We start from the raw sequence: 12957 nt of genomic DNA on the forward strand, positions 1-12957 counted from the left end.
ACAACGAGCCAACGCGAAGGCACGCACCAAGGGTTGCAGGGTCGGAGCAGAGTCACGCGCGAATGCGCTGTGACATCACGGCGGCGGCGGGAGTGACCTACCTCGTCCCGGCAGCTTTGCGGCACAGGGACGGGGCCGCAACAGCAGGGCTCACCATGGACGTGCGCCAAGGAGCGCACTGCGCGACGGGCGGCGCCCGGTGCCGGGACGAGGTAGGTCACTCCCGGCGACGCGGACCACCCACGCCTCCGAAATCCGACTCCGACTCCGACTCCGACTCCGACTCCGAACCCGAAGCAGAAGCAGAAGCGAAATCAGCGAACAGTCGCCAACCGCTCAGGCGGGCGCAGCTCTTCGCCAACCAATCCGTTGCCATAAATCTTATCCACCCCCCGCGCGCCCAAGTCAGTTGCCTGCGCGATGAGAGCAGCGATGGCAGCGTCAGCTCGGGCCTTATCGACAGCGATCAACTGCCGCGCCAATAGCCCAGCGACAATGGGCGCTGCGAATGATGTCCCGCGAACGATCCCGAATGGCACATCGAGTCCAGCGGCCGACATGTTCGCTCCCGGCGCCGAGAAATCGACGTGCTTGCCGCGGCAGGCTTCAACGAGCACACGATCTTTCCCATCCACACCGGTAACAGCAACCACTTCGGGATAAGCAGCAGGATACAAAGGCGGCGCGCTAGGCCCATCGTTCCCAACTGCCGCGACGACAATGTGCCCTCGTGCCGTAACCACTCGAACGATCTGTTCGAGCAAAACGTTGGCGGGTCCGACCAGACTTATATTGATGACCGGGACCTTCTCACGCGACATCCACGCGAACGCTTCAGCGACAGAATCGAGCGCACCGCCGGTCGCCAGCCCGCAATAAACATCCGCCGCAAACAACTCCGCACCCGGCGCGGCGCCGTGAAATACATCGCTCTGTCCCACCAATAACGAGGCGACCGCTGTTCCATGCGCGCCGGGAACAGAGCCACCGGTGCAACCGTGCTCGTGCACGGTGACGCCGTTGAAGACGGGATGAGAGCGTTGCACGCCGCCGTCGATCAAGCCGACCTTGGTCGAAACAGATGAGTCGCCGCGGACATCGGCCGCTCCCATCGCAGCCATCGACAACGTAGTCGCGTGAGCCCCGATCGCAGTCACCGGCAGCGCACTCGCGTGAGCCGCCCCCATCGCAGTCACCGGCAACGCACTCGCGTGAGCCGCCCCCATCGCAGTCACCGGCAGCGCACTCGCGTGAGCCGCCCCAATCGCAGACACCGGCAGCGCAGACGTATCAGCCGCCGCAATAGTCAACGTCGCGCCGGCTGAAGAGAACTCAGCGCCGCCGCTCTCCAAGTAAACATGGTTGTAATCGTACGTCCCCGCCGGGTCGTCCCGTCGCAACCGTTCCAACGCCCGGCGTGTCGACATTCCTGGCGGGGCCTGCAGGACCACGATGGAAACATCCAATCCCTCCAACGTCCGGGTCCGCCCGACCGTGAACCCCGCCGCCCTCGCCCCCTCCAGCGCCGCCGGCGTCGGGGACAGCGCGACGACTTCATTGCGGATGATGGGTGCCCCGCGGGGGTCAGCTTCGAGGACCGTCCGATTTGTCCGCAGTAGATTGCGAACCCGTATCTGCCGCAGCTCTCGCAGCCGCTGCGGGTCGGCTTGATCGAGGACGCCGTTGACGGTTCGATTCAGCGGTTCGGTCGGCAGGCCAGGCAGGGTGGGCACCTGCACGTGGGGCAGCGTCACCTGCGCGCGCGCCAGCCCACCGGCGGGCAGCAGCAGAAAAGCGAGAACGATGGATTTAGTCGGGAACATGAGTACCCTCGGCCCTATTCAGAATATACGCGCCAAGAGCCGAAATTCTTCCAAGTCGCCGGCCTGCGCCAGGTCGGGCACAATTATTTGGACCGCTCGGGAATAAACCCAGCTTCCGACTCGTAGTAATCAATGAGCGAGACACCGGCAACGACGAAGTCCTCCTTGCAGCAGGTGCGCGAGCAGATCGTCGCGCTGCTGCCCAGGATGCGGCGCTTCGGTCGCGCGATCACGCGCCATCCGTCCGACGCGGACGACCTGGTGCAGATCGCGATCGAGCGTGCGCTGTTGCGCTATGAGCAGTGGCGGCCCGAGGCGCCGTTTCATAGCTGGATGTTCGGCATCATGCGCAATGCCTGGATCGACGAGGCTCGCGCTCGCAGTCGTCAGGGGAAGGTCCTGGCGCCGGAGGAAGCGGGCCTGGAGATCGCGGACAACGCCAGCGAGGCGCAGTTGCGGATGTTGTCGGTGCAGAAGGCGATGACGACGTTGCCGGAGGAGCAGCGGCTGGCGGTGGCGCTGGTGCTCGTCGAAGGGCTCTCGTACAAGGAAGCCGCCGAGGCGCTGGAGGTGCCGATCGGGACGTTGACCAGTCGGTTGGCGCGCGGGCGCGAGGCGCTGCAGAAGCAGCTGGAATGAAGGGTGGACCATGCAGTTCTCGGATGAAATCCTGATGGCGTATGCCGACGACGAAGTCGACGCCGACCTGCGTCGTCAGATCGAAGCGGCGATGGCGCTCGATCCCTCGCTCGCCGCGCGCATTGCCAAGCATCGCGGTCTGCGGGCCGACGTTGGCGCCGCTTTCAATGGCGTACTCGATGAGCCCATTCCCGATCGCCTGCTCGATGCCGCAACGTCGAAGACCGCGCCGGTCACCGATCTCAATGCGGCTCGCGTAGCCAAGCAGCGCGCCGCGCATCCGCGACGCTGGTCTTGGGTCGAGTGGACGTCGATTGCCGCCAGCCTGGTGATTGGCATTCTGGCCGGGCGCACCGCGCTTCAGCCGTCGCACTCCGATTTGTTTGCAACCAACGCCAGCGGCGTCGTGGCTCGCGGGGAGTTGGCGGCGGCACTCACGGATCAAGTGGGCGCTCCCAAAGATGCGCAAGTTCGGATCGGTCTCACATTCCGCGCCACCAGCGGAGAATATTGCCGCACGTTCGCCACCGCCTCGGCCGCGGGCTTCGCCTGTCGCGAGACCAATGCCTGGCAGGTGCGCGCATTGAGCGAAGGCGCCGCCGGGTCCAAAAGCGGCGACTATCGCATGGCCGCCACCGAGCTGCCGCCGGCGATCCTGGCTGCCGTCGAGCAAGCCATGGCCGGCGAGGCATTGGATCAAGAACAGGAACGGGCCGCCCGCGCCCGCGACTGGACAAAATAAAAGACAACGCGACGCAGGTCCGGAAACGACCACGGGCTTGCAGCGTTGCCTGCCTGGGCCCACTACAATCGCGTCATGGATCCTGTGCTCGAAGAAGAAACGGCGCCGCGCCGGCGCTTCCAGAAACGTTGGGTGGGGTGGGCGTTCCTCGCGTGGTGGGGCATGGTCGCCGCCTGGAATGTGACCAAGCCCATGCCGCCGGGCACCGATGTGAGCTCGCCGCTCATCACCGCCGAGGCGGCCGATGTCCAGTTCCTGTATGACCTGACGACCACCGTGCCCACCGGCCAGACGATTCGCGAACAACGCATCTTCGACGAGGTGTTCGGCATCGTCGATCAGGCGCAGTCGTTCCTGATCGCCGACTTCTTCCTGCTCAACGACATGATGGGTGCGGACGAAGGCGTGCATCGGGCGCTCAGCCGCGAGCTCGCCGATCGGCTGCTGGCGCGCAAGGCCGCCAGACCGGAGCTGGCGATTCTCTTGATCACCGACCCGATCAACGACGTCTACGGCGGCATGCCGTCGCCGCTATTGAACGAGCTGCGCGCCGCCGGCATCGACGTCGTCGTCACCGATCTCGGCAAGCTGCGCGATTCCAATTTCATCTACTCGGCGCTGTGGCGCATGTTCCTGCAATGGTGGGGCAATGCGCCCGACGGCGGCTCGATGACCAATCCGTTTGCGCCGCCGGGCAGTGCGCCGATCACGTTCCGGAGCTGGCTGGCGTTGGCGAATTTCAAAGCCAATCATCGCAAGGTGGTGGTCGCCGATCGGGCCGACGGCACGCTGAGCGGTCTGGTCACGTCGGCGAATCCGCACGACGGCAGCAGCTCGCATTCGAACGTCGCGCTGCGCTTCAACGGTCCGCTGGTGCAGGAGCTCGTCAACAGCGAAATGGCGGTCGCGCGCTTCTCGGGTTGGAAAGGTCACATCTTCGCCACGTCACCGACGCAGCCGGCAACGTTTCAGCCCGCCGATCCCGTGCAGCTGCAGTTCCTCACCGAAGGCGCGATTCGCGATCATCTGATCGACGCGATCGACACGACCCGCAACGGCGACGCGGTCAGCATCGCGACGTTCTATCTATCCGATCGAAAGATCGTGAGCTCGCTGCTGCGCTCCTCAGCGCGTGGCGTGAAGGTGCGGCTGATCCTCGATCCGAACAAGGATGCGTTCGGTCGTCAGAAGGACGGCGTGCCGAATCGACCGGTCGCGACCGAGCTGGTCAGGCGCAGCAACGAGCAGATTCAGGTGCGCTGGTATCGCACCCATGGCGAGCAGTTCCACACCAAGATCGCCCTCATCACGCATGGCGACCGGCTGATTGCGTCGCTGGGGTCGGCGAACCTCACCCGTCGCAACATCGGCAATTACAATCTGGAAGCGAACGTCGCGATCGAATTGAGCGCCAGATCAGCGCTGGGCATAGAGCTGATCAGTTATTTCGACCGGCTGTGGAATAACGACGGGCCACCGGGCACCAGCTTCACCGCGGCTTTCGGTGCCTGGAAAGATGACGATACCGGACGTTACTGGCGCTATCGGTTGATGGAAGGCACCGGGCTGAGCACGTTCTAGCGCATTCAGCGCCGAGCGCTTCGGTTTCTGGCGCTGAATATACCGATACTGCCACGGCGGCAAACGATCGCTCTCGGGCAGCGCCCACAAACCGAGGTGCCTGGCGCGCGCCGCGTCTTCGAGCGGGATCAACGATTGATCGTGAATCGTGCGTCGATACACCCAGACGTGCCCGCCGCGCACCAACTCCTTCACGACATCGAGCCGGTCCGGCTCGCGATACACGCGTACGACTTTGCGACCGTAGCGATCGGTCTCGATCACATCGACGAACACCTGGCGCTCGCCGATGAGTTTGACGAGGGCCGCGCGGGCGGTATTGCCGTAGGGCTGAGTTTTCTCGGGCGCGTCGATGTCCTGCAGACGCACGTCGATGTCGCGTCCTTGCGCCGGACGAACCAGGAAGCTGTCGCCATCGAAGATTTTGCCGACGGTGCCGGAGAAGTCCTGCCCGTCGGCCTGCGCCACTGCCGACAGCAGGCAGACACTGGCAACCAGCAGCCAAGCTTTAGTTACAGCAGCAAACATCCAGAGACGCTCAGATACCCACACTTGGATTCGATGCAACCCGGTCGGTGGGTTCGAGCCGGCGCGGATTTATTCGCCGCGAGCTTTGCGCAGCGTCGGCTGATCGTCGGCGATGACGGCGGCCGCCTGTTTGGCCAGGTCGAGCGCAACCTTCCGGGTTGAGGATTCGAAGGCCGCCGCGACGGCGGTCATGCGGTCCTCGGCGGCACGCTCGCGCGAGTCGCTGCTCACGGTGGCAACAAGCTTCCGATCGACGACTCGAATCAGCCGTCCGATGATCGCGACGTGCACTTCGGGAGCGTTGCCGTTGCCGGCAATGGCTTCGAAGTGGCGCACTTCCACGTCGACGATGTAATCGTTGGCGACCCGGGCCTGTTCGGCCGTGACGCTGCGAAACAGATTCTGGTCGTTCCAGGTGCCGACCAGCATGCTCTGCACGACCTCCACCGTCCGGGCGCCCCAGCGCACGCGGCGGTAGTAATCGAGATTGCGACCGTTCAATACAGCGATGCGATCGGTATCCAGGCCCGGCGCGAAATCCGGCCGGCCGATGGACAGGTCCACCGAGGTAGTCGGCACGCCGGTGAGCGAGCCGGCGGGCGCGGGCGCAATCACATACGAGCTCGGCACCGGGATATCGCTGTCGAACAGTGAGCCGGTGCTGCAAGCGGTACAGGACAACGCGGCGACGGCGGCGACCAGCCCAGTTCTCATGCGCGTGCTCACTTCCTGATCTCGACGCCGCTCTCCGGCGGCTCATACAGAATCTGCGACGGGTTTTCCTGCAGGCTGCGCGACAGGTCGCGGAATTCACGCGCCGCCTGACGCGTCTCGCGCATCAGCCGTTCCAGCTCGAACAAGCCCTGCTCGGTGAAATTGCCCAGCTGCACTTCGCTGCGTTGAGTGAAGTTGTCGATGCGCTTGGACGCATCGGCGAGGTTGGTCGCGATCTCATTCATGCGAGCCAGCGCCTGCTGCACTTCGGGCCGGGAGTCGGTCGCCATGCCACGCAACGATTCCGACGCACCGTGAATCTCGGCGACCGTCGAGCGCAGCTCCGCGACCAGCGACTGCACGTCCTTCGCCGTCTGCGGCATGGTTGCCATCGTGTCGCGCATGCCCTTGATGGTTTCCGCGATGCCTTCGAGGTTCTCATCGGAGACCACGCGCTGGATCCGTTCGAGCAGCGTGGTCGCGCGACCCATCATTTCCGGCAGGCTGGCGAGGAACGCGTCGAAGTCGGACTCGACCGCCTCGATCACCGGATATTGCTCGCCCTGAGTGAGCGGCGCGCTGCGATCCACGTCGGAAGCTTCTTTGAGATTCACGTAGAGCAGACCGGTCACGCCCTGCAGCCCGAGGCTCGCACGCGTCGCCGCCGAGACCGGCGCGCTCTTGTCGACTTCGACCACCACGCGCACCCGTGTGGCATTGCTGGTATCGATGGCGAGCCGGCGCACCCGGCCCACGTCGACGCCGAGGAAACGAACCGGGCTGCCCTGGTCCAGGCCGCTCACCGAGCCGGTGAAATAAATCTCATAGCGCTGGTACTCGCGGCCATCCTTCGCGTCCGTGTACCAGAGCACGAAGCCGACGGCCATGGCGACCACCAGCAGGATGAAGGCACCGACCGCAACGTAATGAGCGTCTCTTTCCATGGGCTACTTCGCGGCCTTCTTCACCGCGGCGTCGGCCGCCCGGGCGCGAGGGCCATGGAAGTACTCCTGAATCCACGGATGCGGGTTCTTCATGATGCCTTCGAGCGTATCGACCACGATTTTTCTGTCAACCAGCACCGCCACGCGGCTGCAGGTGGCCAGCAACGTATCCAGGTCGTGAGTGATCATGACGATGGTCAGCTTCAGGCCCCGATGCAGATAGGTCACCAGCTCATCGAACCCGGCGGCCGAGATCGGATCCAGGCCCGCGGTCGGCTCGTCGAGGAATAACAAGGCCGGATCCAGCGCCAGCGACCGGGCCAGCGCGGCGCGTTTGACCATGCCGCCCGACAGCTGCGAAGGCAGTTTCCCGCCCGCGTCGACCGGCAGCCCCACCATGCGCAGCCTCAATTCCGTCAACGATTCCAGGGCCGCGGGCGAGGCGTCGAAATACTCGCGAATGGGCAATTGGATGTTTTCCGCCACGGTCAGCGAGCTGAACAATGCACCGTGCTGGAAAGTCACGCCGTAACGCCGCTTCACCGACAGCAGTTCCGCGTCGCTCATCTGAGTGATGTTCCGGCCCTCGATCAGCACTTGCCCGGAGGAGGGTCGCTGCAGACCGAGCATGGTCCGGAGCAACACCGACTTGCCGCTGCCCGAACCGCCGACGATGCCGAGCACCTCGCCGGGCATCACATCCAGATTCACGCCGTCGTGCACGACCTGGCTGCCGAAGCGGTTGACCAGGTTGCGGACCGAAATGATGGGCGTCTGCGGGTTGCTGCTCATGGGGCCTAGAAGTCCAGCTCCACGAACACCACGGCGAAGATGGCGTCGGCAAAGATCACCAGGAAGATCGATTGCACCACCGCCAGCGTGGTCAGTCGCCCCAGCTCGCGCGACGAATCGCGCACCTGCATGCCGCGATAGGTGCCGACCAGCGCAATCAGCAATGCGAACACCGGCGCCTTGATCAAGCCGGCCCAGAACGTGGTCGGCGCGAGCGCGTCCTGCACGCGGGGAATGAATTGTGACAACGAGATATCGAGCAACAGCGACGAGAGCAGCGCGCCACCCGCCAGGCCCATGGCGTCGGCGACGATGGTCAGCAGCGGTAGCGCGATGATCAGACCGATCACGCGCGGCACGACCAGCACTTCATAAAAATCGACGCCCATGGATTGCAGGGCATCGATTTCGTCGTTCAGGCGCATGACACCGATCTCGGCGGCGAACGCGCTGCCGGAGCGGCCGGCGACGATGATGGATGTCAGCAGCACGCCCATTTCACGCAGTACCGAGATCGCCACCAGGTCGACGGTGAAGATCTCCGCGCCGAACGTTCGCAACTGTTGCGCGCCCAGGTAGGCCACGATGACGCTGATCAGGAACGCGATCAGCGACACGATGGGAATGGCCTGGATGCCCGTCTCATAGACATGCCGCACGATGGAGGGCAGGCGCAGGTGATGCGCGCTGCGCATGGCGCGAACCATGGTCGCGGCGATGCGCCCGAAGAAACCGACGGCGTCGCGCGCCTGCTTGGCTTGCTGAACCGTGCCCCGGCCGATCCAGACCACCGCGTCCCGCAACGAGGTCCTGGCTTTCGTCGCCTCAGCAGGCTGGTCGGTCTTGTGTTCGAGCAACTCGTCGAGGAACGCAAAATGTGCAGGCCGCTCGCCGACGACTTCGAACTGACCACCCTCGGACTTGGCGTGCTCCAGCCAATTGCGCAACAGCCAGGCGCCCGACAGGTCCAATGTTTCGATGCCGCTGAAGTCGAGCTTGACGCGCTTGCCCTGGTCGCCGAGTTGCGCGAGCGAGGTTTCGATCTCACGAAGATGGTCGATGCACCAGCCGCCGCGCAGCCGCAGCGTCAGTCCATCGCCAGATCGTTCCGATTCGAATAGCACCGGGTCGGGTACCGTTTGCATGAAGACGCGCAAGATTAACAGAGCCTTCAGACCGGCGGCACATCGCGATATCCTGCGCGCATGAACGATGTCGAGAAGCTGGTCGACGCGACCTACATGGACAACACGCTGTGGCAATGGACCGTGGCCGCCAGCATTGCCGTGGGCGTATTTCTGGTGCTGCTGCTGATCCGGCGCACGATCCGCTCGCGTTATCAAAAGATGGCGGCGACGCCCGAGACCGAGTTCCTGGAGCTGCCGCTCAAGGTTGCCAGCCGCACCACCGTCCTGACCGTGGTAGTAACTTCATTGTTCGTCGGTGCTCAGTGGCTGACGTTGCCGCCTGCGGTCAACAAGGCACTGCTGACGCTCTTCACGATCGCCGTGTTCTGGCAGATCGGTCTGTGGGCGACGATCGCGGTGGTCGCCGCGCTGGAGCGCAAGCGGCAGGTGTCGGATCCCGCCTCGGCCAGCTCCATGGGCATCATCGACTTCCTGGCCCGCGCGACGATCTGGTCCTTTGTGCTGTTGTTGACGCTGGACAACCTCGGCATCCAGATCAAGCCACTGCTGGCCGGCCTGGGCATCGGCGGTATCGCCGTGGCGCTCGCTGCTCAGAACATTCTCGGCGACCTGTTCGCGTCGCTGTCGATCACGCTCGACCGGCCGTTCGTGGTGGGCGACTCGCTGCAGGTGGACGATTTCAACGGCACGGTCGAATACATCGGCGTGAAGAGCACGCGTCTGCGCAGCCTCAACGGCGAACAGATCATCATGCCGAACGCGAACCTGATCAGCAGTCGCGTGCGGAACAACTCGCGGATGAATACGCGGCGCGTGGTGATCTCGATCGGGGTCGACCAGCAGACGCCGGTGGAAAAGCTACAGGAGATCCCCGGCAAGCTCCGCGAGCTGATCGAATCGCATCAGCCGATCCGCTTCGACCGCTCGCACTTCGTGAAAATCGGCGCGTCGTCGTTCGACTTCGAGGCCGTGTACGTCGTACTTACATCGGACTACGCCAAGCACCTGGATATCCTGCAGGATATCAACCTGCGCCTGGTGGAGTGGCTCAACAACGAGCGCATCGTGCTCTCCACGCCGCAGCGGATGTACTACGTGGAGCACCAGCCCGGCGTGCAGACCACGCTGGAAAAGCACGAGCCGACGTCCAGAGACGGCTGAGGTCGGTTCAGATCGCCTTGCCAAAGGCGCGGACGCGGCTCTCGGGGGCCTGCGTCTGCTCCAGCGCTTCCATGAAGCGACGCGTCCAGGCCGCGATGTCGTTGCGACGGAGCACTTTCATCATATCGGCGTGACGCTCGCGCCGTTCGTTCAGCGGCATCGACAACGCCGCCTGCATCGCGTGGCTCACCCCACGAACGTCGTACGGATTCACCTGCAGCGCCGCCGACAGCTCACGCGCGGCGCCGGCCAGGTTCGAAAGAATCAACACGCCGGGATCGCCAGGATCCTGAGCCGCGACGAATTCCTTCGCGACCAGATTCATGCCATCGCGCAACGGCGTGACCAGGCCCGCCTTGGCCGCGCGCAGGAAGCCCATCAACGTGGCGTGCGGGAAGTTGCGATTCAGATAACGAATCGGCGTCCAGTCGGTATCGGCGAAGCGGCCGTTGGTGCGACCCGCCGCTTGCTCGAGCGCCTGCCGAATCTCGGCGTAAGCACGCACGTCGGTGCGCGACAGTGGCGCAATCTGAATGTATGTAATGCGGCCGAGATTTTCCGGATGCGTTTCCAGGAACTGCTGATATGCGGAGAAACGCTCCACCAGGCCTTTGCTGTAATCGAGCCGGTCCACGCCCATCATCAATGAGCGCCCCATCAAACTGTCGGTCATACGCCGGACCACGTCGGTGGTGCTCGCTTCGAGCGCTTCGTTCTCGACCGAGGCAACGTCGATACCGATCGGGAATACCTCGGCGCGGATCACCCGATCGCCGATCCGAATGCGCCCGTCCGGCCGCAGTGCCTCGGCACCGAACAGATGTTCGATGCCGCTATGAAATGAACGCAGATCGTTGTGCGTCTGGAAGCCGACCACGTCATAGCTGATCAGATCGCGCAGCAGCTCCGCGTAGCACGGCAGGATGCGAAGCATCTCGATATTTGGAAACGGGATGTGCAGGAAGAACCCGAGCGGACGTTGCACGCCCAGCTCACGCAGCCGACGGCCCAGCGGAATCAGGTGATAGTCATGCACCCAGATCAGATCGCGGGGCTGCAGCAGCGGCAACAGTTTCTGCGCGAAGATGCGATTGACGTTCTCGTAGGCCTCGCGCTGCTCGTTCGAGTAGCGCATGCCCTTGGAGAAGTAATGAAACAACGGCCACAACACATCGTTGGAGTAACCGTTGTAATAAAGCTCGAAGTCGGTCTTGCGCAGCTCGATGGTGGCGTAGGACACGCCTTCGCGGATATGAATGTCCGGGTCGCCCGGCTCGGTCTCGCTGGTTTCGCCGCCCCAGCCGAACCAGAGCCCGCCGGTGCGCTTCAGCGCGCTGAGAATGCCCACCGCCAGTCCACCGGGCGCGGCCGATTTGCGGGGCAGGGAGATCCGGTTGGAAACGCAGACAAGTCGTGTCATCTAGTCCGTGTACTCGATAGCACCTATGAAGAAAAAGCTGTGGCACAGAGGTCGGCTACAACGCGGCCTAACGCCCCGGCGGGCGGAAAAGTTTCATAAAACCCCTATATGGACCTCGGAAATTTCATGACCAGCGTTGTCGTGACCGCCCGGCCCCGCGGCGCAGTCCGATAAATTGCTTGACGATTCAAACAATTGATTCCACCGGCCCGGCCGACGTGCGGCGCGAAGGCTGCATTCACCGGATGTGTAGCCGCGCTGCTGCTGCTCGGCGCTCGAAAACGCTAGAATTCGCGCCCCCTATCGATGCAGCTTCGTCTTGGAGTGCCGCGGTTCATGAAAAAGCCCGTCAACGTTGCGATCACCGGCGCCGCCGGCAATATCGGCTATGCCCTCGCCTTCCGCGTCGCCTCCGGCGGCATGCTGGGCCCCGATCAACCGATCAACCTGCACCTGCTGGAAATCACGCCGTCGTTGGCGGCCCTGCAGGGCGTGGTGATGGAGCTCAACGACTGCGCGTTCCCGACGCTCAACAAGATCGTCGCGACCGATGACGCCAAGGTGGCCTTCAAGGATTGCGACGTTGCTCTGCTGGTGGGTGCGCGTCCGCGCGGCCCGGGCATGGAACGTAAGGACCTGCTGCTCGCCAACGCGCAGATCTTCTCGGCGCAGGGCAAGGCGCTCGATGCGGTCGCCAATCGCAACGTCCGCGTGCTGGTCGTCGGCAACCCGGCGAACACCAACGCGCTCATCGCTCAGCGCAACGCGCCCAACCTGAATCCTCGCAACTTCACCGCGATGGTTCGTCTCGATCACAACCGCGCCCTGTCGCAGCTCGCCGAGAAGACCGGCTCGCACAGCACGCAGATCAAGAAGGCCATCATCTGGGGCAATCACTCGGCCACTCAGTACCCCGATCTGCATCAGGCAACGGTCGACGGCAAGCCGGCGCTGTCGCTGGTGGACCAGAAGTGGTACGCCGAAACGTTCATCCCGGTCGTGCAGCAGCGCGGCGCGGCCATCATCAAGGCTCGTGGCCAGTCGTCGGCGGCGTCGGCGGCTTCCGCTGCCATCGACCACATCCGCGACTGGGTGCTGGGCACGCAGGAAGGCGACTGGGTCAGCATGGGCGTGCCGTCCGACGGCAGCTACGGCATTGCCGAAGGCGTCATCTATGGCTATCCGGTGACCTGCAAGAACGGCGACTACCAGATCGTGCAGGGCCTGTCGGTCAACGACTTCAGCCGCGCGCGCATGGATGCGACGCATAAGGAACTGCTGGAAGAGAAGGACGGCGTAAAGGAGCTGATCTAGTTATTTGAGGGTCGAAAGCGGCCAAGGCCCTTTCGACCCACCAGACATTCGTCGGTACTGGAAACGGCGAACGCGTCCGAAGTGATGCGTTCGCCGTTTTCTTTTATTTGACTGCCTTTAGCGCCATGCCCGACTTGCCGGTGTCAGCCGC

Annotated in this window: 11 protein-coding genes and 1 pseudogene; 5 read left to right on the forward strand and 7 right to left on the reverse strand. The window is 63.8% G+C overall.

The features are described 5' to 3' along the window. Positions 1-314: 314 nt before the first annotated feature. Positions 315-1823, reverse strand: coding sequence for a S8 family serine peptidase (locus tag EKO19_RS38960; protein ID WP_217705702.1), 1509 nt, complete (start codon positions 1821-1823; stop codon positions 315-317). Positions 1824-1955: 132 nt separating this feature from the next. Between EKO19_RS38960 and EKO19_RS29975 the strand changes: the two genes are divergently transcribed. From EKO19_RS29975 to EKO19_RS29985, 3 genes are all read left to right on the forward strand, one after another. After that, positions 1956-2462, forward strand: coding sequence for an RNA polymerase sigma factor (locus tag EKO19_RS29975; RefSeq protein WP_129781097.1), 507 nt, complete (start codon positions 1956-1958; stop codon positions 2460-2462). A 10-nt stretch (positions 2463-2472) separates the two neighbouring features. Beyond that, entirely contained in the window at positions 2473-3204 is a 732-nt protein-coding gene (locus EKO19_RS29980) for an anti-sigma factor family protein (RefSeq protein WP_129781098.1), read from the forward strand. 75 nt (positions 3205-3279) lie between these two features. Further along, complete coding sequence (locus EKO19_RS29985) at positions 3280-4785, forward strand: phospholipase D-like domain-containing protein (protein ID WP_129781099.1); 1506 nt, start codon at positions 3280-3282, stop codon at positions 4783-4785. Positions 4786-4878: 93 nt separating this feature from the next. Here EKO19_RS29985 and EKO19_RS39335 read toward each other — a convergent pair. The 5 genes and pseudogenes from EKO19_RS39335 to EKO19_RS30010 all read right to left on the reverse strand — a co-directional run. After that, positions 4879-5313, reverse strand: a pseudogene (locus EKO19_RS39335) (thermonuclease family protein); the annotation flags it as partial. 69 nt (positions 5314-5382) lie between these two features. After that, positions 5383-6027, reverse strand: coding sequence for an ABC-type transport auxiliary lipoprotein family protein (locus EKO19_RS29995; RefSeq protein WP_129781101.1), 645 nt, complete (start codon positions 6025-6027; stop codon positions 5383-5385). Positions 6028-6035: 8 nt separating this feature from the next. Further along, on the reverse strand, positions 6036-6971 hold the full coding sequence (locus EKO19_RS30000; protein WP_129781102.1) for an MlaD family protein: 936 nt from the start codon (positions 6969-6971) through the stop codon (positions 6036-6038). Between the two features lie 3 nt (positions 6972-6974). Next, positions 6975-7763, reverse strand: a complete 789-nt coding sequence (locus EKO19_RS30005; RefSeq protein WP_129781103.1) for an ABC transporter ATP-binding protein — start codon at positions 7761-7763, stop codon at positions 6975-6977. 5 nt (positions 7764-7768) lie between these two features. Then, positions 7769-8908 carry an ABC transporter permease gene (locus EKO19_RS30010; RefSeq protein WP_129781104.1) on the reverse strand — a complete coding sequence of 380 codons (1140 nt, stop codon included), beginning with the start codon at positions 8906-8908 and terminating at the stop codon, positions 7769-7771. A gap of 60 nt (positions 8909-8968) precedes the next feature. On the opposite strand from EKO19_RS30010, the gene EKO19_RS30015 reads away from it, so the two are divergent. Then, positions 8969-10072, forward strand: coding sequence for a mechanosensitive ion channel family protein (locus EKO19_RS30015; protein WP_129781105.1), 1104 nt, complete (start codon positions 8969-8971; stop codon positions 10070-10072). A gap of 7 nt (positions 10073-10079) precedes the next feature. Here the strand turns inward: EKO19_RS30015 and EKO19_RS30020 are convergent, their stop codons facing one another. Continuing rightward, entirely contained in the window at positions 10080-11492 is a 1413-nt protein-coding gene (locus EKO19_RS30020) for an alpha,alpha-trehalose-phosphate synthase (UDP-forming) (protein ID WP_129781106.1), read from the reverse strand. Between the two features lie 336 nt (positions 11493-11828). Here EKO19_RS30020 and EKO19_RS30025 point away from each other — a divergent pair, with 336 nt between their 5' ends. Beyond that, complete coding sequence (locus tag EKO19_RS30025) at positions 11829-12806, forward strand: malate dehydrogenase (protein ID WP_129781107.1); 978 nt, start codon at positions 11829-11831, stop codon at positions 12804-12806. Positions 12807-12957: the final 151 nt, after the last annotated feature.

The sequence above is a fragment of the Peristeroidobacter soli genome, assembly GCF_004138485.1.
GTDB classification, from domain to species: Bacteria; Pseudomonadota; Gammaproteobacteria; order Steroidobacterales; family Steroidobacteraceae; genus Steroidobacter; species Steroidobacter soli.